This window comes from Vibrio intestinalis, assembly GCF_025195085.2.
Classification (GTDB): domain Bacteria; phylum Pseudomonadota; class Gammaproteobacteria; order Enterobacterales; family Vibrionaceae; genus Vibrio; species Vibrio intestinalis.
The window spans coordinates 89,003-113,104 of sequence record NZ_JANAVY020000009.1 but is presented as its reverse complement, the minus strand read 5'-3'; the positions used below and the strand labels follow the sequence as shown (position 1 = coordinate 113,104).

The window sequence follows — 24,102 nt, the reverse complement described above, 5'->3', positions numbered from 1 at the left end:
AATTTACTGGCCTAGTTTAGATGGGCTTAAAAATAGAAAAGGAGCGATATCATCGCTCCTTTTGTTTTTTCAGTTCCCTAATGTAAGCGCTTATTGAAGCTTTTCAGGTACCAAGATAGTTGGGCCGCTATCTTCTTGCTTCTCTGGGTAATCTAACGTGTAGTGCAGGCCACGACTTTCTTTACGCTCCATCGCACAACGCACCATCAGTTCTGCCACCTGCAATAGGTTACGCAGTTCAAGTAGGTTGTTAGACACCTTAAAGTTACTGTAATACTCGTGCGTCTCTTGTTGCAGCAACTGGATTCGGCGCAGCGCGCGTTCCAAACGTTTGTCAGTACGAACGATGCCCATGTAGTCCCACATAAATAGACGCAGTTCATGCCAGTTATGCTGGATAACCACTTCTTCATCTGAACAAGAGACTTGGCTTTCATCCCATGCTGGTAGGCTTGGTGGCAATTGGGCATTACCAAGATTGGCAATGATATCGTTGGCTGCAGCCCAAGCGTAAACCACACACTCAAGCAGTGAGTTAGAAGCCATGCGGTTAGCACCATGAAGGCCTGTGTAGCTCACCTCACCAATCGCGTACAACTGGGAAAGGTCAGTTTGGCCGCGTTGATCGACCATTACGCCACCGCAAGTATAGTGCGCAGCGGGAACCACAGGAATGGGTTCTTTGGTCATATCAATGCCCAACTTCATTAGGCGGTCATGGATGGTTGGGAAGTGCTTTTCAATAAAGTCTGCCGGTTTGTGGCTAATGTCCACGTACATGCAGTCTGCACCTAAGCGTTTCATTTCAAAGTCGATAGCGCGCGCTACGACATCACGCGGGGCAAGTTCAGCTCGCTCATCAAAATCAGGCATAAAGCGTGAACCATCAGGTCGACGCAGGTAAGCGCCTTCACCACGAAGTGCTTCAGTAAGCAGGAAGTTACGAGCTTCTGGGTGGTACAGGCAAGTAGGGTGGAATTGGTTAAACTCTAGGTTTGCTACACGACAGCCAGCACGCCAAGCCATCGCAATACCATCACCTGATGAAACGTCAGGGTTAGAGGTGTATTGGTATACCTTGGAAGCGCCACCGGTTGCTAGCACTACAAACTTACTGCGAACGGTTTCGACGTGTTCGTCATTACGGTTCCATATGTAAGCGCCAACGATTTTCTTGCAGTCACCGCCAACTTTATCTTCGGTGATTAGGTCAAGGGCGTTGTGTCGCTCGAGTACAGTAATGTTCGGGTGGTTGTGGACGTTATCTTGCAGAGAGTTTTGCATCGCCATACCAGTGGCATCTGCGGCGTGCAAAATACGGCGATGACTATGGCCACCTTCACGAGTCAGGTGATAGCGAGGTTTATCATCGCTGTCATTCTCTTCTCGGTCGAAAGGCACACCACCATCAATTAGCCATTGCACACAATCTTTCGCATTCTCGGCAATGAATTTTACGGTATCTTCTTCACAGATGCCGCCACCGGCAATCAGTGTATCTTCAACATGCGAGTCGATGCTGTCTGACTCATCGAATACCGCTGCAATACCACCTTGCGCGTAATATGTCGCCCCTTCACTGCGTGGTCCTTTACTTAACACAATGACCTTGCCGTGTTCTGCAACACGCAACGCTAACGATAGACCGGCAGCGCCACTACCTACCACTAACACATCACATTGATGTTCACGGTTTGCGTTCATAAAACTTTTAAATTCCTGAGTTATTTTAGAGTGGGAGCACTCTGTCCAATTCAATTAATGGCAATAATACCACTGCGTGGCATGCAATTGTTGCGAAATGCCATTGCTTTTGCTCGCCTTCATCCTCACAATTCATTTTTATAAGGGTGTTGGTCATCACTTCCTAAGAAAAATTTGAAATAACTTTGAACTTTCTTTTTTTTGCTAGGTCACAATAGTGCTCAAGTAAACAGTGGTGTCAATACTACATTTTGCATAATTAATACTCATACCGGTGTAGGTAGGGGTTGATAACGACAGGAGTACCCGCTCGAATGAACGAGCAACTGACCGATCAAGTATTAATTGAGCGAGTTCAGAGTGGAGATAAGCAAGCATTCAATTTATTGGTTTTGAGATATCAAAACAAAGTCTGCAATCTTATTTCTCGTTACATCAACAATCCCGGTGATGTTGCTGATGTAGCACAAGAAGCATTTATTAAGGCATATCGAGCAATACCAAGTTTCCGCGGCGAAAGCGCCTTTTATACTTGGTTATACCGAATTGCGGTTAATACTGCGAAAAACCATATTGTCGCGCAGAGCCGTAGGCCACCAGCGCAAGATGTGGACACTGAAGAAGCTGAATATTACGAAAATGGTGGTGCATTAAAAGAAATATCGAACCCTGAGAACTTAACGTTGTCCAAAGAATTGAAACACGTTGTTTTCAGTGCGATAGAAGCACTGCCAGACGATTTAAAAACTGCGATGACTTTGCGCGAGCTTGATGGCTTGAGCTATGAAGAGATTGCCGCAGTGATGGATTGCCCAGTAGGAACGGTACGCTCGCGTATCTTCCGTGCACGTGAAGCGGTGGAAAAGAAAATTCAACCACTTCTACAACGCTAGTACCAGCAACATAATGGTGAAAATAATGGCTGACAAAGAGAAACTTTCAGCACTCATGGATGGAGAATTGATCGATAAAGCTTTAATCAGTGAATTAGAGCAAGATCAAGATAGCTTACAAGCCTGGAAGAATTACCACCTAATCGGTGACGTTCTTCGCGGTGAGGCACCTGAAAAGCCAGAATGGAATATTGCTGAAAGCGTTGCTTTAGCGCTAGAAAATGAACCGGCACATAATTCATTTAGTCAATCACACAATGTCTCTGACATCGGTGATGCACGTATTGAACCTCAACCAACACCAGAAAAGGCGAGACGCTACCTACCAGCGTGGTTAACGCACTTTGGCCAAGTAGGTATTGCTGCTTGCGTCTCGCTTGCGGTGATTTTGGGTGTTCAACAGCAAGGCGGTTCTGATGCGCAATCAGAGCAGTTACCTGTGCTGCAAACTGTTCCGTTTTCAGGTTCAGTTGAGCCAGTGAGCTTAACGCGTCAAAACGTAGATACGCCGAGAAGTGAAGTGAACGTACAAGAGCAACGTCGCCGTATTAACGCGATGCTGCAAGATTACGAATTACAACTTAGACTAAATAGTGAAAACTCTATCGATCGTAATGATCACTCAGATACGGTAGTTGAATGAAAAAATTCCTGATCAGTGCGCTGACACTGTTCAGTTTGAATACACCAATGGCCTTTGCAGAGCAAACCTCTGCAGAGGCTTTGTTGCTTCAAATGAACGACGCAAGTCAGCACCTTAATTATGAACTGTCTTATATCCTGATTAAGAAAAACAGTATTGAACCATTACTTTATCGCCATGCGCGCGATGAAGAGAACCAACTTGCCCACTTGTTGTACTTGGCTGGCCCTATTCGTGAAGTGATTCGTCGTGGTGATGAAGTGAGCTATATCGAGCCTGGTGTTGAGCCATTCACGATTGAATCGGGCAATATGGTAGCGCCTACCATTCCTTTACTGAACTCAGACATCAAAGAACTTTCAACAAATTACGACTTCATTCAAGTTGGCCGTGCGCGCGAGGCTGGCTCTGCTTGTCAGGTTGTCCGCGTGGTACCAAAAGATGGCCTGCGTTACTCCTACATTCTTTGGGTCGATGAGAAAACACATTTGCCTCTCCGTGCTGATCTTGTTGATCGCGACGGTGAAGTGTTAGAGCAATACCGCACCATTTCTTACAGCGTAAATGATCATATTGCTGAGATCTTGGGTAAACTGAATGAAGTGAAACTGCCTCAAGTCCTATCTCTACCGAAAGGTAAGTTGAAAGAGACGTTTTGGGATGTTGAATGGATCCCGAAAGGCTTTGAAGCAAAGGATCTTAATCGCTATCGTATGGCGATCACTGAGCGTATGGTCGAGAGCCAAATGTACAGTGACGGCCTATTTTCTTTCTCTGTGTATATCTCAGAGCGAGACGATCAATCAGTTAAAGGGCAAGTGGTGCGTCAAGGGCGCAGAACCATGCATACCTTAGTCAATGGCAATATGGAAATCTCCGTTATTGGTGATATTCCACCAACCACGGCTAAGCGCATTGCCCAGTCGGTCAAATTGACCATTCAAGAGAAGTAACCGCTATGATGACGGCACTTGCGACAGTCTCGTCTGTAACCAAAAATATAAAAGGTTACGATGTCGAGTTAAGTTGTGAGCAGCAAACCAGCTGCTCTAGCTGCTCGTCGCAAAAAAGTTGTGGAACAGGCATTGTTTCCAAAGCGATTGGTAGTAAGGCGCTGCATTGGCATCTTGTTACAAAGAAAATGGTTAAAGTCGGCCAAGTGGTTGAAATTGGTTTGGCGGAAAAAAGCCTATTGCAGTCGGCTGCTGTGGTGTATTTGATTCCTTTGTTTTCTTTGATGGCTGGCGCTTTGATTGCTAACTGGTGGATAGCCCCGTCACTTGGTTTAGGAGAAGGGCTGGTTATTATCCTTTCGGCCTTATCTGCATTGGCGGGTATCTATGCGGCGAAACACTTGGCCTCACGAATTGAGCGACAATCTTCCGAACAAGTCATATTATTAAGAGTACTGGGAGAGCCCGTTTCCTAGCTATGCACGATATCGTACGAGAGTTTCTCTCGCTTAGGTAAGGTTATATAGTGCGAAGCGCCTAGAAATTGGGTAGAATCTGCCAACTTGATTGAAATGCCGTCAAATGACGGCTTTCTTATGTCCCTATTTACAAGAGTTTAGTCACACCAAATCATGAAGCACATTCGTAACTTTTCGATTATCGCCCACATCGACCATGGTAAGTCGACCCTATCTGACCGTTTAATCCAAGTTTGTGGTGGTTTAAGCGATCGTGAAATGGCAGCCCAAGTCCTTGACTCAATGGATCTTGAGCGTGAGCGTGGCATCACCATCAAATCTCAGAGTGTGACTCTTGACTACACGGCTAAAGACGGTGAAACCTATCAATTAAACTTCATCGATACTCCAGGACACGTAGACTTTGCGTATGAAGTATCTCGCTCACTAGCAGCGTGTGAAGGTGCACTATTGGTTGTTGACGCTGGTCAGGGTGTAGAGGCTCAAACTCTTGCTAACTGTTACACAGCAATCGAAATGGAACTAGAGGTTGTGCCAATCCTAAACAAGATTGACCTACCAGCAGCAGATCCAGAGCGTGTAGCAGAAGAAATCGAAGAGATCGTTGGCATCGATGCGATGGAAGCGACTCGTTGTAGTGCGAAAACAGGTATTGGCGTTGATGATGTTCTAGAGAACATCGTTTCTGCGATTCCAGCGCCAGAAGGTGATCCTGAAGCGCCACTACAAGCACTTATTATTGACTCATGGTTTGATAACTACCTTGGCGTAGTTTCTCTAGTTCGTATCAAAAACGGCGAATTGAAGAAGAACGACAAGATCAAAGTAATGAGCACTGGCCAAGTCTGGGGTGTAGACCGTCTGGGTATCTTCACACCGAAACAGGTAGACACAGATGTACTACGCACAGGCGAAGTAGGTTGGGTTGTTTGTGGTATTAAAGACATCCTAGGTGCGCCAGTAGGTGATACGCTAACCCTAGCTAAACACGGCAGTGACAAACCACTACCAGGCTTTAAGAAAGTTAAACCTCAGGTATACGCAGGTCTATTCCCTGTATCGTCTGACGATTACGAAAACTTCCGTGATGCACTAGGTAAGCTAAGCCTAAATGATGCATCTCTATTCTACGAGCCAGAAAACTCGGCTGCACTAGGCTTTGGTTTCCGTTGTGGTTTCCTTGGCATGCTGCACATGGAAATCATCCAAGAGCGTCTAGAGCGTGAATACGACCTAGACCTAATCACTACAGCACCAACCGTAGTGTACGAAGTTGAAGAGACCAACGGTAACCTGCTTTACGTAGATAGCCCAGCTAAGCTACCTGCGGTTAACGATATCGAAGAAATTCGTGAGCCGATTGCACGTTGTAACATCCTAGTGCCTTCTGAATACCTAGGTAACGTTATCACTCTATGTGTGGAAAAACGTGGTATGCAGGTAGACATGGTTTACCACGGCAACCAAGTTGCGGTTACTTACGACATTCCAATGGCAGAAGTAGTGTTAGACTTCTTCGACCGCTTGAAGTCAACATCACGTGGTTATGCGTCTCTGGATTACAACTTCCAGCGCTTTGAAACATCGAACATGGTTCGTGTAGACGTACTTCTAAATGGCGACACTGTGGATGCGCTAGCGATGATCACTCACAAAGATCAATCGCAAACTCGTGGCCGTCAGCTCGTTGAGAAGATGAAAGAGTTCATCCCTCGTCAGATGTTCGATATCGCAATTCAAGCTGCGATAGGTAACCACATCATTGCTCGTTCAACCGTTAAGCAGTTACGTAAAAACGTAATCGCGAAATGTTACGGTGGTGACGTAAGCCGTAAGAAGAAACTGTTGAAGAAACAGAAAGAAGGTAAGAAACGTATGAAGCAGATCGGTAACGTTGAACTGCCTCAAGAAGCGTTCTTAGCGATTCTTCACGTAGGCAAAGACTAATACCCATCATATTTGAAGCAGCAGCATGTTGTCTGCGTTAACTCAGCCCGATAGGGTTGAGTTAGCTTGTCGATTAGCTGCAACTCCAACGAGCTAGGGTATTGCGTGAGCAAAATAATTAAATAGGTGAAAGAGCTTCGGCTCTTTCACTTTCGCATTTCTAAAGGTAAGGGAACACATGGCGAACAAATTTTCTCTGTTCTTAGTTATTCTGACTATTGTCACCGGTATTGTTTGGTGTCTAGAAAAGTTGGTATTTGCTAAGAAGCGCGCTGCAAAGCTTGCAGAAATCGAAGCTCAGACCAACGGTCTAGATGCGGAGACTATCGAGAAAGTAAAAAAACAGCCGTGGTGGGTTGAGAACAGTGTTTCTATCTTCCCTGTGATTGCCGTAGTTATGTTGCTGCGCAGCTTTGTTTACGAACCATTCCAAATTCCATCTCAATCTATGATGCCAACGCTGCTAGTCGGCGATTTCATCTTGGTTGAGAAATACGCCTACGGCCTAAAAGACCCAGTATGGCGTAAGCAGCTTATCGAAACAGGTAAACCAGAGCGTGGTGACCCGATTGTATTTAAGTTCCCGCTTGACCCAAACGTTGACTACATTAAACGTGTTATCGGCTTGCCGGGCGACATCGTAAGATACAGTGCCGATAAGCAAATTTGCCTACAGAAGAAAGGCGAAACCAGCTGTAATCCAGTTGCTCAGCTAAATAAAACCAATAGCGGTTATTACTATGGCCGCACGGCGATGATTGAAGCGGACGAGCAGCTTGATGGGCATGAACATAAGATTCTAATTAACCCAGCACGACACGACATTGTTGAGAACTATGCGCCTCGCAGTGGTGTGAATGAGTGGGTTGTACCTGAAGGCCATTACTTTGTTATGGGTGATAACCGTGACCACAGTTCTGATGGCCGCTTCTGGGGTTTTGTTCCTGAAGCTAACTTAGTTGGTAAAGCCGTTGCGATTTGGATTAGCTTTGAGCGCGATCGTGATGAAAGCAGTATTTTACCTACTTGGGTTCCAACAGGTGTGCGTTTTGAGCGCATCGGTGGGATTAACTAAATCTCTGACATCGTTGAGCTAACCCGTTTCACGATTTAAGAGATTATTTAATAGATTAATGAGAGAGCATGAATTCTCCAATTGCATTGCTAGAAAAAAAGCTCGGCTATCAATTTAAAGATGCTGAGCTTATCAACTTAGCGCTGACGCACCGCAGCGCTAATGGTAAACACAATGAACGTCTTGAGTTTCTGGGCGATTCAATTTTAAGTTTTGTCATTGCTGATGATCTTTACCATCGTTTCCCTAAAGTAAACGAAGGAGATATGAGCCGTATGCGTGCAACGCTAGTACGTGGTAATACATTGGCTGAGCTAGGTCGTGAATTCGAACTAGGAGATTACTTAAAATTAGGTCCAGGTGAGTTGAAAAGTGGCGGCTTCCGTCGTGATTCAATCTTAGCTGATGCTGTAGAAGCCATCATTGGCGCTATTTATTTAGATAGCGACATTGAAAACGTACGTGGCATTATTTTGAGTTGGTACAACTCGCGTCTTGAAGCGATCAAGCCGGGTGTTTCTCAAAAAGATCCAAAAACTCGTCTTCAAGAGTTTTTACAAGGTCGAAGAAAACCACTACCTGTGTACACAGTGACTAATATTAAAGGTGAAGCACACAACCAAGAATTTACTGTGTCGTGTGAAGTAGCAGGTATTGGATCACCTGTAATCGGTAAAGGCACCAGCCGTCGCAAGGCAGAACAAGCGGCTGCGGAAACAGCATTAGAGCAACTAACCAATGGCTGATTCAACAGACAACCAAAACGAAGAATTTGATATCGATGCGTACTTCTCATCGAGCAGTGAGCCGAGCTCGCCGGAAAACCAACACTGTGGCTTTGTCGCGATTGTTGGTCGTCCAAACGTGGGCAAATCTACGTTACTGAACAAAATTCTGGGTCAAAAAATTTCAATCACTTCTCGTAAGCCGCAAACGACGCGTCACCGCATCATGGGCGTGGATACGGAAGGTGATTACCAAGCGATTTTCGTTGACACTCCAGGTCTACACATTGAAGAGAAGCGTGCGATCAACCGTTTGATGAACCGCGCGGCAAACTCTTCCCTGAGTGATGTAAACCTCGTGTTCTTCTTGGTCGATGGTACACACTGGACGAAAGACGATGAAATGGTATTAACCAAACTTCAAAAGTCTAATTTCCCAGTGGTTTTATGTGTTAACAAGGTAGACGTAGTTCAAGACCGCAACGAAGTCATGCTGCACATGCAAGAGATGTCGAGCAAGATGGACTTCGTTGATGTTGTGCCAATTTCGGCTAAGCACGGTAAGAACATTGACGTACTGCGTAAGCACGTTCGTGAACATCTACCAAAAGCGACTCACCACTTCCCTGAGGAATACGTGACTGACCGCTCTCAACGTTTCATGGCCTCTGAAATCGTGCGTGAAAAGCTGATGCGTTTCACTGGTGAAGAACTGCCATACTCGGTAACGGTTGAGATTGAGCGCTTTGATTACAACCCTGAAACTGATGGCTTCCACATTAATGCGCTTATTCTTGTTGAGCGTAATGGCCAGAAGAAGATGGTCATTGGTAAAGGCGGCGAGAAGATCAAAACTATCGGTCGCGAAGCACGTCTAGATATGGAAGAGCTTTTTGGTCGTAAGGTTTACCTAGAAACTTGGGTTAAAGTGAAATCAGGTTGGGCTGACGATGAACGCGCACTGCGTTCTCTAGGTTACATCGACGATTTGTAATACAGTGAAGCGTGTACGCTTCGCTCCGAGTTTAGAATGAAAGGAGCCTCTGGCTCCTTTTTTAGTCTCTGATAGTCAGGTAATTGTAAGGTTTATATGTCCGCAGAAGGTTTACAGCGCTGCTTTGTTCTTCATCGCCGACCATACAGTGAATCCAGTTTGATTCTCGATGTGTTCAGTGAGGAGTTTGGCCGGGTGACCTTAATGTCAAAAGGGGCTCGTAGTAAGCGTTCTAATCTAAAAGGGGCGCTGCAACCCTTTACGCCATTATTGCTTAAATGGTCGGGCGGCGGCTCAATGAAAACGTTGCGCCAAGCGGAGCCAATCAGCCTTGGGTTACCTCTGACCGGCATTAACCTTTACTCAGGCATGTATGTCAACGAGTTGATTGGGCGTGTGTTAATGGCCGAGGTGCCAATGCCTGCACTGTTCCACGATTATCTGCACGCTTTAACTGAGCTCGCTCAGGCCGATAACCCAGAACCAGCGTTACGTCGCTTCGAATTAGCTTTATTGCAAGCCATGGGTTACGGCGTGGACTTTCTGAATTGTGCGGGCTCTGGTGAGCCGATTGATCCAAAGATGACCTATCGTTATCGCGAGCAAAAAGGATTTATTGCCTCGGTGAGAAACGATAACCTCACGTTCATGGGCGATGAACTGATCGCCATTAGTGAACGTAGATTTATAACCAAAGAACAACTTAAAGCTGCAAAACGCTTTACACGTATAGCGTTAAAGCCTTATCTTGGCGGCAAACCATTAAAAAGCAGGGAACTCTTTATAAGCATGGTTCCCAAACGGAGTATTGGAAAATGAGCTCAATCTACCTAGGTGTAAACATCGACCATATCGCGACACTACGTAATGCACGTGGTACGAAATACCCAGATCCTGTGCATGCAGCAGAAATTGCTGAGCGTGCGGGCGCGGATGGCATCACTATTCACCTACGTGAAGACCGTCGTCATATCAACGACCGCGATGTTCGTATTCTACGTGAAACGCTACAAACACGTATGAACCTTGAAATGGCCGTTACGGATGAGATGGTAGAGATTGCGTTAAGCACTAAACCTGAATATGTATGTTTAGTGCCTGAAAAGCGTGAAGAGCTTACTACTGAAGGTGGCTTAAACGTGGCTGGTCAACTGGAAAAAGTAAAAGCCGCAACTCAAAAATTAACAGCAGCGGGCATTAAAGTATCGCTGTTTATTGATGCTGACCGTGAGCAAATCGACGCAGCGAAAGCATGTGGCGCACCTTTTATTGAGCTGCACACTGGCCACTATGCTGATGCGATTAGCGAAGAAGATCAGCAAGATGAGCTAAAGAAAATCGCAGCGGGCGCAAGCTACGCGGCTGATCTAGGTATCACGGTAAATGCTGGTCATGGTTTGACTTACCACAACGTTGCGCCTATCGCAGCAATCCCAGAGATCTACGAGCTAAACATCGGCCACTCAATCATCGGCCGCGCAGTATTTGATGGCTTAGAGAAATCAGTGGCAGATATGAAAGCAATCATGGTTGAAGCGCGTAAATCATAGCGATAGTTGAGTTTAGGTAGTGATATGGCAATTGTTGGTTTAGGCACTGATATCGCAGAAATTGAGCGCGTTGAAAAAGCCTTATCTCGCAGTGGCGAAGCGTTCGCTAAGCGCATCTTGACCGATGTTGAAATGGCGAAGTTTGATAGCCTAAAGCAGCAAGGTCGCTTTTTAGCTAAGCGCTTTGCTGCCAAAGAAGCCGCCTCTAAAGCATTAGGCACAGGTATTGCGATGGGCGTGACCTTTCACGATTTTACCGTGACTAACGATAAGCACGGCAAGCCAGTTTTAGCACTAGCCAATAAAGCGTTAGAGCTCGCCCAGAGTAAGCAAATCAATCATATCCACTTATCTATTTCTGATGAGCGACACTACGCAGTCGCTACGGTCATCTACGAAAGCTAGGTGACAACTCTAAGGAACTAAAAACTCCAAGATACTAAAAAGGCAGCTCCTCAAGAGCTGCCTTTTGTTTAGGTCCAAGCGAACTTTACGCCTCGGTTAAATAAGGCTCCGCACTGGCGGTGACTTTTTCCATTTCATCTTGCAGTTCAAACAGCTCAGGTTCGATATCTTCAATGCTTGCACCTGAGCGTAGCTGTTTCTCGATGGTCGCGCACACCTTCTTCAAGCGCGGGACGCCACTGTACGAACAGCTGCCATGCAGTTTATGTACGTGGTGAATAAGTTGTTCAATATCGAACTCTTCATTTTCCAAGGCTTGCTCCACGATGCCATCGACTTCTGGCATGTAGTCGATCAGCATTTGCAGCATTTCTTTAGCAAGATCTTCTTTGTTGGCCGATTGTTTGAGTGCCGCTTGCCAATCGATGATGATGTTCTGATGCTCGATGGCCGCAGCGTGGGCTTGCACGATAGGATCTGGATGAGCAGGAATATCGAGCTTTTCTAATTCATCCGATTTCGTTAAAGGGCTCCAGTGCATCAACACTTGTTGCAGCACATGCTCTTCAATTGGCTTAGTGAGATAGTCATCCATGCCTGCTTGTAGCAGGCGGTCTCGCTCGCCACTCATAGCATGAGCAGTCACTGCTATTACTGGTGTGTGAGTATTGAGTTCGCCCTGTTTAATCTTGCTACATGCGGTGACACCATCCATATGCGGCATTTGAATGTCCATTAAGATGATATCGAATTTTTGCGATTCCGCTTTTGTAACTGCATCGGCACCATTGGTCGCGGTAACCACTCGTTCAACACGTTCATCGAGCAGAGCCGCAATCAACTTCAAGTTAGCTGGGTTATCGTCGACCGCCATTACTGTTAGTGGCAAGGTTTCATTATAAACTGGTTCATCCTGCTCAATTTCTGGCAAGCTTTCTTGGTTCGCCGCTAGGGTTTGCAATAGCTTCTTACGTGACAATGGCTTAGTAATACAGTGAATCTGATACTTCTGAATCAAGTGATCAGAGAGTGCCAATGCGGTACTCGGCGTACCCACCACCACATGTGGGGCGCAGGTGAGCGCTTTTTCTACCCATTGCTCTACTTGCTCAAGCTCATTTGACTTGTTGGGTGCTAGGTTAAGCAATACGTAATCGAATTTCTCCACTTCTTCTGGCAACGAAGAGCGGTAGCTAACCGAAAGACCATGCTGCACCAACATCTGACGGGTAATTGAGGCGGCCTGCATATTGGGTTCAACCAACAGCAGAGAGCGTTGGTTAAGCACTTGCGCTTCAATCAACTCACTCATTGGCATGTCAGTGGCGTGCAGACGTAGAGTAAACCAGAAGGTAGAGCCTTGGTGCAGGCGACTGGTTAAGCTAATTTCGCCGCCCATTTGGCTAACCAGTTTTTGGGTAATAACCAAACCAAGGCCAGTACCACCGTAGCGACGAGAGATACTTGCATCGGCTTGGCTGAATGCTTGGAATAGCTGCGCTTGCTGGCGCTCAGAGATACCGATACCGGTATCACGAACCATAAATTGCAGCTCGACCACATCGTCTTTCTGTGAGCGTAGCTCAACACTGATATCAATGTTGCCGCGCTCAGTAAATTTAATTGAGTTGCCGACCAAGTTGGTCAGAACTTGCTGAATACGCAGTGGGTCACCCACAAGGCCTGTCGGAACTTTAGAATCCACTTTAAGTGTGATTTCCAACCCTTTTTCATGGGCGCTGGTGGCTTGTAAGCTCACTACTTCTTCTAAGGTTTCTTGGAACTCAAAAGGAATGTTTTCAAGAGCCAGTTTACCGGCTTCAAGTTTAGAGAAGTCGAGAATGTCGTTGATGATGTTGAGTAGGTTGTTGGCCGACTTCTCAATGGTTTGTAGATAGTCAGTTTGGCTATTAGTCAGCTTGGTTTTCAGCATTTGGCGGGTAAAGCCGATGACACCATTGAGCGGCGTCCGCAGCTCGTGTGACATATTAGCCAAGAATTCAGATTTCACCCTTGCGGCTTCTTGGGCGCGTTTTTTCGCGATATCGAGCTCAACGTTTTGAATCTCTAACTGCTCTAAGGTTTCACGTAAGTCAGACGTTGCTTGGTCGATACTGTGCTGCATTTCAACATGGTATTCAGACAGCGAAACTGCCATCGCATTGATACCATTTTTCAGAGAATCCAATTCACCATGCATCTTGCCTTCGATACGTACATCTAAGTGACCGCGACGAATTCTATCCACCATGTTTTTCATGTGAGAGATTGGGCGAGTCACATCATGCATTAATCGCATGGCGAAGAAACCAGAAAGGCTTAGCCCGATTAACAGTACCAAGAAAGCTGAGAATATCTCTTGATATTGCTGTAAGCGCAGTGAAGAAAGGTCTAGCTCAATGGAGATATAACCCAGAGCTGGTGCACTGTTGCGTCCATCCGGCGTGGGTACGACGCCTGATTCTGTGATGATCGGCGCCCGTAGAATCAAAGTATTGTCTTGCAAGTCAGAGGTGACTAACAGTGGAATAGGTGCAGTGCGCGGAAACGTCAGTGATTCAAAATTAGGGTGGAAGTTCGAGGTAACAAACAGTTCGTGGTTGTAATCAAACACCGCAATACTGCGGACAAATTTAGAGTTCTTACGGTGGGCATAGCTGATAATGCGACGTACCGATTCTCGACTGTTGTTTTTAATCCCATCTTCACTGGCAATCGCTAACGGCTCAATGATACTTAGACCAGAATTGATCACCTGTTTTTCTAAGTCGTGATAGCGATTGAATGAAAAAATTGCACTCAAGATTAAGCCAATGATGAGGGTTGGCGCTAGAGTAAGAGTAATAACGCGGGCGCGTAAGCCATATCTGGTCATTATTGTCTAAACATCGTGGTGTGGATATGGGAAAATATTAGATAAATCCCGTCGAAGCGATAAGCATAATCGCCCAAGCAAGGGACTACAATGATTCAGGCGCGAAAAGGTGACGCCTGAACTGCAATTTGAAGCAATATTACAGGCACTGAGCATGGCGCGTTTTTTCCAACCTAAAAAGAAAACTCAAATAAACACCAAACACCAAGCGTTTAAGGTCGAAAAACTTGACCATCAAGGCGCGGGGATAGCGTATCAAAATAAAAAACCAGTGTTTATTGAAGGGGCGTTGCCGGGCGAGCAAGTTCTGGCTCAATTTACAGAGTCCAAAAGTAAGTTTGCGCGCGCTCAGCTGATCAAAGTACAGCAGGCGAGTAGTGAACGAGTTGAACCGTTTTGTAAACACTTTGACCAGTGTGGTGGCTGCAACATGCAGCACTTGGAGTTGGCGAGTCAGCGTGAACACAAACAACAAACGCTAAGCCAGTTAATGAGCAAGTTCTCGGGGCAAAACCAGTCGTTAGTACCGTCTATCGTTGGGGGCGATAAAGGCTATCGCCGCCGTGCACGCATTAGCGTTATGCTCGATAAGAAATCGCGCCAGTTGCAGTTTGGGTTTCGCCGTAAGCAGAGCAAGCAAATTGTCACGGTGACCCATTGCCCAGTGTTAGCACCAGAGCTTGATGTCATGTTGCCTGAGCTGCATCAATTACTACAAAGTTTTGACCGTCAAGAGAGCTTAGGTCACGTAGAATTGGTGAAAGGGGATAACACCAATGTGATGGTATTGCGCCATACTAAGTCTCTAACGAATAAAGATCAGGCGGCGCTAGAAAAGTTTGCACGAGAAAAGCAAACCACGCTGTATTTAATGCCTGAAGCGGAGCAATTGAATTTAGTTGCCGGAGAAGAAGCCCATTACACCGAGGTTGGAGTAACGGTACCATTTTCACCGAATAACTTTATTCAAGTGAACCAAGGCGTAAACCAGCAGATGGTAGAGCAGGCGCTTACTTGGTTGGAACTGAGCAGCGAAGATCGCGTATTAGATCTATTCTGTGGCTTGGGGAACTTCAGTTTACCGATGGCAAAACAGGTAAAAGCTGTGATTGGCGTCGAAGGTGTGGATGCGATGGTTGAAAAAGCGACCCACAATGCCCAGTTAAATCAGATAGACAATACGCGGTTCTACCAAGCAAATTTGGAACAAGATTTGTCACAAGCGCCATGGGCTAGCGAAAAGTTTGATAAAATACTGCTCGATCCAGCCCGAGCGGGTGCGAGTGGTATAGTCGAACAATTGTCTGCACTTGGTGCGGCAAGGGTAGTTTATGTTTCTTGTAATCCTGCTACTCTAGCCAGAGATAGCCAAAGCTTGCTGCAACAAGGCTACCAACTTGAAAAGCTCGGCATGTTGGATATGTTCCCACACACCAGCCATTTGGAATCAATGGCGCTGTTTGTGAAACAGAAAAAATAAAAGTTTGTTAAAACGACGGATGTAAAAACTAACGGCGCGACCTATATAGGATGAGTCGTTAGATAAAAAGAAAAACTAGGACGAAAAAGATGGTTGCGGTACGAAGCGCTCATTTAAATCAAGACGAACAGTTTGAGCTAGACAAATGGATTGCTAGCCTAAAACAGGAGCCAAAGACGGCTCAGCGCTTAACGACTATATATCACCAGTGTGAAAGCTATTTGCAAGGCAGAGAGGATGCCGCTCTGCTCTTGTGGCGTGGCCGTGAAATGATCGAAATCCTCATCACGCTGTCGATGGATAAAGCCACATTGGTTGCCGCGCAATTGTACCCGCTCGTTGCGAGTGGTGCGCTAGACAGAGAAACCTTCGAAGAAGATCACAGTAAAGAAACCGTTAAACTGATTGATGGCGTGGCTGAAATGGCGGCGTTGGGTCAGTTGAATATAGCACTAGAAGGAAGTGCGGCTTCAAGCCAAGTGGATAACGTGCGCCGCATGTTATTGGCGATGGTGGATGATTTCCGCTGCGTGGTCATCAAGCTTGCAGAGCGAATCTGTAACTTGATTGAAGTAAAAAAAGCGCCTGATGAAGTGCGCCGTGCAGCAGCGAAAGAGTGTGCCAATATCTATGCACCGCTGGCTAACCGACTTGGTATCGGTCAGTTAAAGTGGGAAATCGAAGATTACGCGTTTCGTTACCAACAACCAGACACCTACAAACAGATCGCTAAACAGCTTTCTGAGCGTCGTATTGTTCGCGAGCAATACATTAAAGATTTCGTTGATGATTTAACTTCAGAGATGAAAGGCTCGGGCATCAATGCCGAAGTGAGCGGTCGTCCAAAACACATCTACAGTATTTGGCGCAAAATGCAGAAAAAAGGGCTCGCATTCGATGAGTTATTTGATGTGCGTGCAGTGCGAATCATTGCTGACCAACTGCAAGACTGTTACGCAGCACTAGGCGCTGTGCATACCAAATACAAACACCTGCCAAGCGAGTTTGATGACTACGTTGCCAATCCTAAGCCCAATGGCTACCAATCCATCCACACCGTAATTCTGGGCCCTGAAGGCAAAACCATCGAGATCCAAATTCGTACCAAACAGATGCATGAAGATTCGGAGCTCGGCGTTGCCGCGCACTGGAAATACAAAGAAGGTGGCAGCGGTCGTAGCGGTTACGATGAGAAGATTACTTGGCTGCGTAAACTGCTCGATTGGCAAGAAGAGATGTCAGACTCTGGCGAGATGCTGGATGAAGTTCGAAGCCAAGTTTTTGATGATCGTGTGTATGCCTTTACTCCACGCGGTGACGTTGTCGACCTACCAATGGGCGCAACACCACTTGATTTTGCCTACCACATTCACTCAGAGGTCGGTCATCGCTGTATCGGTGCCAAAGTCGCAGGTCGAATCGTTCCGTTTACCCATAAGCTGCAAATGGGCGATCAGGTTGAAATCATCACCTCGAAAGAGCCAAACCCATCACGTGATTGGTTAAACCCTTCAACAGGTTTTGTGACCTCAGGTCGCGCCCGCGCGAAGATTAATGCTTGGTTCCGCAAACAGAGCCGTGAGAAAAACCTCGAAGCTGGGCGTGAAATCCTAGAGCAAGAACTGGTAAAAATTGGTGCAACACTGAAACACGCCGAGCAATATGCGCTCAAACGTTTCAACGTGAACAGCGCAGATGAGTTGTATGTCGGTGTCGGTAGCGGTGATTTACGTATCAACCAAATCATTAACCACATCAATGCACTAGTGAACAAACCAACCGCGGAAGAAGAAGATCAACAAGCGTTAGAAAAGCTGCAAGAGGCCGAGAACAAAGCGCCAGCGCAAAGTCGTCCGAAAAAAGATGCAGTCGTGGTCGAAGGGGTAGATAACCTTATGACCCATCTAGCGCGTTGTTGTCAGCCAATTCCTGGTGATGAGATTGCAGGTTACATCACTCAAGGCCGCGGTATTTCCGTGCACCGTAGTGATTGTGAACAGCTCGAAGAGCTGCGCCATCACGCGCCTGAACGTATTATTGAAACGGTATGGGGCAGCGGCTTTGTCGGCTCATACATTTTAACGGTGCGCGTAGAAGCGATGGAGCGTGGTGGTTTACTGAAAGACATCACGTCATTGTTTGCCAACGAGAAAATCAAAGTAACCAGCATGAAGAGCCGTGTCGATTACCGCACACAAATGTCGATCATGGACTTTGATTTGGAAGTGACCAACGTTGAGATTCTGCAACGCGTGTCGAAGCGAGTGGAACAGATCAAGGATGTGATGTCCGTTAAACGCCTAGGCTAAAATTCTCGTCATACTTGAAGCTGATAGCGTCGTTGACTGCGCTTGCTCCGGAGTGCCGGCCCAGGCCCATCACATAGGCGAGCTATGCTCAGGAGTCTCGCTCGCTTGTCGCCTAGCTACAACTTCAATTATTTAGAGAATTGGTCACTATTTTACAAAGGTGAGTAGGCTAACTGCTCGCCTTTATTTATATCTGAACAGAATATAACTGTGACGAGCTTGAAATTGAAAGGTAATGCATTAGCGAAGTGTTGTTGGCATGGATGCCAACGTTAAGCATACAGGGACGTACTTGCTGCGTCTTCGTGTTGTATTGCCTTTCTATTGCACTATCACTCCTTGTATCAAACAGAAGAGTAACTATTAATGAGCCACCCAATCGAACAATTAGAACAAATTATGGCGCAGCTTCGTGATCCGGAGAGTGGTTGCCCTTGGGATGTGAAACAGACCTTTGACACTATTGTGCCGCACACTATTGAAGAAACTTATGAAGTGGTGGATGCCATTCATAATCGTGACTGGCCTAACTTGAAAGAAGAGTTGGGCGATCTTCTCTTCCAAGTGATTTTCTATAGCCAAATGGCGAAAGAGCAAGGGCTGTTTGATTTTCCTGATGTGGTGGAGACGGTGAATGAGAAACTGACGCGTCGCCATCCGCACGTTTTCTCGGATGCTGAATTTGAATCCGACGAACAAATTAATGCCAATTGGGAAGCAGAAAAAGCAAAAGAAAAAGCCCAGATAGGCAAATCGGAACAAAGTATTCTAGACTCAATACCAAACTCTCTACCTGCTATTTCTCGTGCTACAAAGATTCAGAAAAAGTGTGCTCGCTATGGCTTCGATTGGGACTCTTTAGGCCCTGTGGTTGATAAGGTTCGCGAAGAAATTGATGAGGTTATGGATGAAGCACTTCAAGTGGATGTTAATCAAGATAAGCTGGAGTTAGAGCTGGGGGATTTGCTGTTTGCTACGGTCAATTTAGCCCGTCATGTGCAGGTGAATCCTGAATCTGCACTGAGTAAGGCCAACTTGAAATTCACTCGCCGTTTCCAAGGAGTAGAGAGAAAGGTTGCTGAGCAAAACAAGCAATTACAGCAATGTTCATTGCAGGAGTTAGATGAGTGTTGGAATCAAATTAAGCGCGAGGAAAACGCTTCCGAGTAGTCAAACTGTAGCGAAATGGGACAAGATTGACTCAACTATGTTTCTTGCTTGCATGTTCTATTAACGCAGTTTGATTTGAAGCAAAAAATAAATAATCGTGGTGTGATAGATTTCACGTTGTGGCGGTAAGGGGCTTCTGGTATATTTATATCCCGTCCAGAAGAAATCCATTTCCCTCATTCAACCAATTTCAGGTTAAACATGACGACAAATTACATTTTTGTTACTGGCGGGGTTGTATCCTCTCTAGGTAAAGGTATTGCAGCAGCATCTCTTGCGGCTATTCTAGAAGCTCGTGGTCTAAAAGTGACTATGATGAAGCTTGACCCTTACATCAACGTTGATCCAGGCACTATGAGCCCAATTCAACATGGTGAAGTGTTCGTTACGGAAGATGGCGCTGAAACTGACCTTGACCTTGGTCACTACGAGCGATTCATTCGCACCAAGATGACTAAGCGTAACAACTTCACTGCAGGTCGTGTTTACTCAGACGTTCTAGCGAAAGAGCGTCGTGGCGATTACCTAGGTGCAACTATTCAGGTAATCCCTCACATCACTAACTCAATCAAAGACCGTGTAATTGCTGGCGCTGAAGGCCATGACGTAGCGATCGTTGAAGTTGGTGGTACTGTTGGTGATATCGAATCTCTACCATTCATGGAAGCGATTCGTCAGCTAGCTGTAGAACTTGGCCGCGAGCGCGCTATGTTCATGCACCTAACTCTAGTTCCTTACCTTGCAGCAGCAGGTGAAGTGAAAACTAAGCCAACTCAGCACTCTGTAAAAGAGCTGCTATCTATCGGTATCCAACCAGATATTCTAGTTTGCCGCTCAGATCGTATGATCCCAGCGAACGAGCGTAAGAAGATTGCGCTATTCTGTAACGTTCCTGAGAAAGCGGTAATCTCAATGAAGGACGTAGATTCAATCTACAAGATCCCTCAACTAATCAAGGCTCAAGGTCTAGATGACCTAGTATGTACTCGTTTTGGCATCAACGCGCCAGAAGCTGACCTTTCTGAGTGGGAACAAGTAATCTACGAAGAAGCGAACCCAACCGGTGAAGTGACTATCGGTATGGTTGGTAAGTACATCGAACTGCCTGACGCATACAAATCTGTAAACGAAGCACTTAAGCACGCAGGCCTTAAGAACCGTCTAAGCGTTAAGATCCAATACGTGGATTCTCAAGACGTAGAGAACAAAGGTGTTGAGATCTTAGAAGGTCTTGATGCAATCTTAGTTCCAGGTGGTTTCGGTGACCGTGGTGTTGAAGGTAAGATTCGCGCTGCACAATTCGCACGTGAAAACAACGTTCCTTACCTTGGTATCTGTTTAGGTATGCAAGTAGCACTTATCGAATACGCGCGTAACGTTGCGGGTATGGAAGGTGCGCATTCAACAGAATTTAACAAAGAGACGAAGTACCCTGTGGTAGGCTTGATCACAGAGTGGGTTGACGGCGAAGGTAACGTTGAAGAACGTACTGAAAAGTCAGACCTAGGCGGTACAATGCGTCTTGGTTCACAGCTATGTCACCTAGAGAAAGGGACTAAAGCACGTGAACTTTACGGTAACGCGACGATTCACGAACGTCACCGTCACCGTTACGAAGTGAACAACAATCTTCGTCCGCAAATCGAAAAAGCTGGCCTAAAAGTTTCTGGCCTATCTGCGGACAAGAAATTGGTAGAAGTTATTGAGAACCCAGCTCACCCATGGTTTGTAGCTGCTCAATTCCACCCAGAATTCACATCAACACCTCGCGATGGTCATCCGCTATTTGCAGGTTTCGTGAAAGCTGCGGGTCAGTACCAACGCGGCGAATTTGAGAAGTAAAAGGATACGGGCGGTTGCGAAGGTTTGCGACTGCCCTTTTAATTTCGACATTTATTTTTGAATACGAGAGGAAACATTAATGTCTAAGATCGTTAAAGTTCTAGGTCGTGAAATCATCGACTCACGTGGTAACCCAACTGTAGAAGCTGAAGTACACCTAGAAGGCGGTTTCGTAGGTATGGCAGCAGCTCCATCTGGTGCATCTACAGGTTCTCGCGAAGCTCTTGAGCTACGTGACGGTGACAAAGCACGTTTCCTAGGTAAAGGTGTTCTTAAAGCAGTTGAAGCTGTAAACGGCGAAATCGCTACAGCTCTAGTTGGCAAAGACGCTAAAGACCAAGCTGCAATCGACGCAGTAATGATCGACCTAGACGGTACTGAAAACAAATCTAAGTTTGGTGCTAACGCAATCCTAGCTGTATCTCTAGCAAACGCTAAAGCTGCTGCAGCGGCTAAAGGCATGCCTCTATACGAGCACATCGCTGAGCTAAACGGTACTGCTGGTCAGTTCTCTATGCCTCTACCAATGATGAACATCATCAACGGTGGTGAGCACGCTGATAACAACGTTGACATCCAAGAGTTCATGATCCAACCAGTTGGTGCTAAAACTCTTAAAGAAGGTCTACGTATCGGTGCTGAAGTATTCCACAACCTAGCTAAAGTTCTTAAGTCTAAAGGCTACAGCACTGCAGTTGGTGACGAAGGTGGTTTCGCTCCTAACCTTAAGTCTAACGCTGAAGCTCTAGAAGTTATCGCAGAAGCTGTTGCTGCTGCTGGTTACGAACTAGGTAAAGACGTTACTCTAGCTATGGACTGTGCTGCATCTGAGTTCTTCGACAAAGAAGCTGGCATCTACAACATGAAAGGCGAAGGTAAGACTTTCTCTTCTGAAGAGTTCAACCACTACCTAGCTGAGCTAGCTAACCAATTCCCAATCGTTTCTATCGAAGACGGTCTAGACGAGTCTGACTGGGATGGCTTCAAGCACCAAACTGAACTACTAGGTGACAAGCTTCAACTAGTAGGTGACGATCTATTCGTTACTAACACTAAGATCCTTGCTGAAGGTATCGAGAAAGGCGTAGCTAACTCTATCCTTATCAAGTTCAACCAAATCGGTTCTCTAACTGAGACTCTAGCTGCAATCAAGATGGCTAAAGACGCAGGTTACACAGCTGTAATCTCTCACCGTTCTGGCGAAACTGAAGATGCAACTATCGCTGACTTAGCGGTAGGTACAGCTGCAGGTCAAATCAAAACTGGTTCTATGAGCCGTTCTGACCGTGTTGCTAAGTACAACCAACTTATCCGTATCGAAGAAGCTCTAGGCGCTAAAGCTCCTTTCAACGGTCTTAAAGAAGTTAAAGGTCAATAATTCATAGTTTGAATTATTAGCTTAAAGCTTTAATGAATGCCTCACTTTTTAGTGAGGCATTTTTCGTTTAGGGCTTTAAGAACAATGATATGTTCTAACCGTGTTGCTGCTACACCTAAAAGAAAGCAACCAACTTATCCGTATCGAAGAAGCTCTAGGCGCTAAAGCTCCTTTTTTTTACAACGAAAGCGGTCTTAAAGAAGTTAAAGGTCATTAATTCATAATTTGGATTATTAGCTTAAAGCTTTAATGAATGCCCCACTTTTTAGTGGGGCATTTTGCGTTTAGGGCTTAGAGTTTCGAGAGGCTCTACTTCGGTGGGGCTTTTTTGTATCCAGACAAAACAAAAACACCTCCGCGAAGGAGGTGTTTAATTGAAATTTTAGTGAGCCAATTAGAGTGCTGCAATGGCTGAGATACGGCGCTTTTGCATCTCTTCTCTAATCGCTGCGCCTTTAAATCCGTCTTGGATGATTTGCTGAACATCGACGCTGAGTGCCGCTTGATAGGCGCGTTCAAAGAGCGCTTTTTGTGGGTAGTCGATCTCATCATGGCCAGTGCGGCCGCGGCTATCGGCCATGCAGCAAAGTAATATTTCTTCCAAGCGCTCTGGGCGACGCCACACATCGAACTTATCCAATACCTTGAGCTTGGTTTGTGGTTTTAATTCTGCCGCTCTGTGGATGTTAGAGTGCTGCTCGCAAACCATTAACGCTAAGTCTCGATACTCATTGGGTACGCGAACACGTTTAACCAGTTTCTTAATTAGTTTTAAACCTGTGTGGCAATGCATCTTATGGCTTGGCCATTCCTCTTTGGGGGTGATGCCTTTACCTAAATCATGCACTTGTGCTGCAAAGCGCATTGCGGTCGACTCGCTGAGTAATGCTGCTTGCTTCGCTACCATTAAAGTATGAATGCCAGTATCGATTTCAGGGTGCCATTTTTCTGGTTGAGGCACACCAAATAGCTGATCTATTTCAGGTAGTACGATAGCCAAAGCGCCGCAATCTCGTAACACCGATAAGAATACTTGTGGATCTTGCGTCGACAGCGATTTATGCCACTCTTGCCAAACACGTTCAGGAGTTAGGTGGTCGATCTCGCCTTGTTTAACGATGTCGGCCATTAAGGCCAGTGTTTCTGGGGCAACGATAAAGCCAAGGTGAGCCAGTTTGGCGGCAAAGCGAGCCACACGTAGCACACGAAGAGGATCTTCGGTGAACGCATCCGATACGTGGCGTAACACCTTGTCTTGCAGGTCTTGCTGGCCATTGTATGGGTCTATGATGTTACCCGCATCATCCATCGCCATTGCGTTGATGGTGAGATCGCGGCGCAGCAAATCATCTTCAAGGGTAACGTCCGGGGCGAAGTAGCATTCAAAGCCAGTGTAGCCAGAGCCCACTTTGCGCTCAGTACGGGCGAGGGCATGTTCCTGCTTAGTTCTAGGGTGCAGGAAAACAGGAAAGTCTTTACCAACAGCAGTATAGCCAAGCTGCAACATTTCGGCCGGTGTCGCGCCAACCACTACCCAGTCTTGATCGTATACATCTAACTTAAGTAATTGATCGCGAACTGCGCCGCCAACTAGGTATCTTAGCACTTTTGCCTCTCTAAATATTACTTCTGCCATTGGATATTCGCGCTAGCAATGGTACTTTCCTTAGCAATAAATTC

At 46.1% G+C, this 24,102-nt stretch carries 19 protein-coding genes; 16 read left to right on the top strand and 3 right to left on the bottom strand.

Going from position 1 to position 24,102, the window contains the following annotated elements:
* Positions 1 to 90: 90 nt before the first annotated feature.
* A complete protein-coding gene (nadB, locus tag MU515_RS13120) occupies positions 91 to 1,704 on the bottom strand; it encodes an L-aspartate oxidase (protein ID WP_260260882.1) in 1,614 nt (537 codons plus the stop codon).
* Between the two features lie 314 nt (positions 1,705 to 2,018).
* On the opposite strand from nadB, the gene rpoE reads away from it, so the two are divergent.
* The 11 genes from rpoE to acpS all read left to right on the top strand — a co-directional run bounded on the left by rpoE (position 2,019) and on the right by acpS (position 11,368).
* Positions 2,019 to 2,597 carry an RNA polymerase sigma factor RpoE gene (rpoE, locus tag MU515_RS13115; protein ID WP_260260881.1) on the top strand — a complete coding sequence of 193 codons (579 nt, stop codon included), beginning with the start codon at positions 2,019 to 2,021 and terminating at the stop codon, positions 2,595 to 2,597.
* Positions 2,598 to 2,622: 25 nt separating this feature from the next.
* Positions 2,623 to 3,240, top strand: coding sequence for a sigma-E factor negative regulatory protein (locus MU515_RS13110; RefSeq protein WP_260260880.1), 618 nt, complete (start codon positions 2,623 to 2,625; stop codon positions 3,238 to 3,240).
* Entirely contained in the window at positions 3,237 to 4,193 is a 957-nt protein-coding gene (gene rseB, locus MU515_RS13105) for a sigma-E factor regulatory protein RseB (RefSeq protein WP_260260879.1), read from the top strand. Before MU515_RS13110 ends, rseB begins: the two co-directional genes overlap by 4 nt.
* A 5-nt stretch (positions 4,194 to 4,198) precedes the next feature.
* Positions 4,199 to 4,669 (top strand): SoxR reducing system RseC family protein, encoded by a 471-nt coding sequence (locus tag MU515_RS13100; protein WP_260260878.1) that lies wholly within the window; start codon positions 4,199 to 4,201, stop codon positions 4,667 to 4,669.
* A 156-nt stretch (positions 4,670 to 4,825) separates the two neighbouring features.
* Complete coding sequence (lepA, locus tag MU515_RS13095; RefSeq protein ID WP_260260877.1) at positions 4,826 to 6,619, top strand: translation elongation factor 4; 1,794 nt, start codon at positions 4,826 to 4,828, stop codon at positions 6,617 to 6,619.
* Positions 6,620 to 6,797: 178 nt separating this feature from the next.
* The gene (gene lepB, locus MU515_RS13090) at positions 6,798 to 7,694 is read left to right on the top strand and encodes a signal peptidase I (RefSeq protein WP_260260876.1); all 897 of its coding nucleotides are present in this window, start codon (positions 6,798 to 6,800) and stop codon (positions 7,692 to 7,694) included.
* A gap of 68 nt (positions 7,695 to 7,762) precedes the next feature.
* The gene (rnc, locus tag MU515_RS13085; RefSeq protein WP_260260875.1) at positions 7,763 to 8,440 is read left to right on the top strand and encodes a ribonuclease III; all 678 of its coding nucleotides are present in this window, start codon (positions 7,763 to 7,765) and stop codon (positions 8,438 to 8,440) included.
* Positions 8,433 to 9,413 carry a GTPase Era gene (gene era, locus MU515_RS13080; RefSeq protein ID WP_260260874.1) on the top strand — a complete coding sequence of 327 codons (981 nt, stop codon included), beginning with the start codon at positions 8,433 to 8,435 and terminating at the stop codon, positions 9,411 to 9,413. The genes rnc and era overlap by 8 nt, the downstream gene beginning before the upstream one ends.
* A gap of 96 nt (positions 9,414 to 9,509) precedes the next feature.
* Positions 9,510 to 10,232 (top strand): DNA repair protein RecO, encoded by a 723-nt coding sequence (gene recO / locus MU515_RS13075; RefSeq protein ID WP_260260873.1) that lies wholly within the window; start codon positions 9,510 to 9,512, stop codon positions 10,230 to 10,232.
* On the top strand, positions 10,229 to 10,963 hold the full coding sequence (gene pdxJ, locus MU515_RS13070) for a pyridoxine 5'-phosphate synthase (protein ID WP_260260872.1): 735 nt from the start codon (positions 10,229 to 10,231) through the stop codon (positions 10,961 to 10,963). The genes recO and pdxJ overlap by 4 nt, the downstream gene beginning before the upstream one ends.
* Positions 10,964 to 10,987: 24 nt before the next feature.
* Positions 10,988 to 11,368: a holo-ACP synthase gene (acpS, locus tag MU515_RS13065; RefSeq protein WP_260260871.1), complete on the top strand. Its 381-nt coding sequence runs from the start codon at positions 10,988 to 10,990 to the stop codon at positions 11,366 to 11,368.
* Between the two features lie 85 nt (positions 11,369 to 11,453).
* Here acpS and barA read toward each other — a convergent pair whose 3' ends face one another.
* A complete protein-coding gene (gene barA / locus MU515_RS13060; protein WP_260260870.1) occupies positions 11,454 to 14,243 on the bottom strand; it encodes a two-component sensor histidine kinase BarA in 2,790 nt (929 codons plus the stop codon).
* A gap of 154 nt (positions 14,244 to 14,397) precedes the next feature.
* Between barA and rlmD the strand changes: the two genes are divergently transcribed.
* The 5 genes from rlmD (at position 14,398) to eno (ending at position 22,422) form a co-directional block, all read left to right on the top strand.
* Positions 14,398 to 15,723 (top strand): 23S rRNA (uracil(1939)-C(5))-methyltransferase RlmD, encoded by a 1,326-nt coding sequence (rlmD, locus tag MU515_RS13055; protein WP_260260909.1) that lies wholly within the window; start codon positions 14,398 to 14,400, stop codon positions 15,721 to 15,723.
* A gap of 89 nt (positions 15,724 to 15,812) precedes the next feature.
* Positions 15,813 to 18,032, top strand: a complete 2,220-nt coding sequence (gene relA / locus MU515_RS13050; RefSeq protein ID WP_260260869.1) for a GTP diphosphokinase — start codon at positions 15,813 to 15,815, stop codon at positions 18,030 to 18,032.
* Positions 18,033 to 18,398: 366 nt separating this feature from the next.
* Complete coding sequence (gene mazG, locus MU515_RS13045; RefSeq protein WP_260260868.1) at positions 18,399 to 19,202, top strand: nucleoside triphosphate pyrophosphohydrolase; 804 nt, start codon at positions 18,399 to 18,401, stop codon at positions 19,200 to 19,202.
* Positions 19,203 to 19,403: 201 nt separating this feature from the next.
* Complete coding sequence (gene pyrG, locus MU515_RS13040; RefSeq protein ID WP_260260867.1) at positions 19,404 to 21,044, top strand: CTP synthase; 1,641 nt, start codon at positions 19,404 to 19,406, stop codon at positions 21,042 to 21,044.
* A 79-nt stretch (positions 21,045 to 21,123) separates the two neighbouring features.
* Entirely contained in the window at positions 21,124 to 22,422 is a 1,299-nt protein-coding gene (eno, locus tag MU515_RS13035) for a phosphopyruvate hydratase (protein ID WP_260260866.1), read from the top strand.
* Positions 22,423 to 22,816: 394 nt separating this feature from the next.
* Here the strand turns inward: eno and MU515_RS13030 are convergent, their stop codons facing one another.
* Positions 22,817 to 24,058: a multifunctional CCA addition/repair protein gene (locus tag MU515_RS13030; protein WP_285892441.1), complete on the bottom strand. Its 1,242-nt coding sequence runs from the start codon at positions 24,056 to 24,058 to the stop codon at positions 22,817 to 22,819.
* Between the last annotated feature and the right edge of the window lie 44 nt (positions 24,059 to 24,102).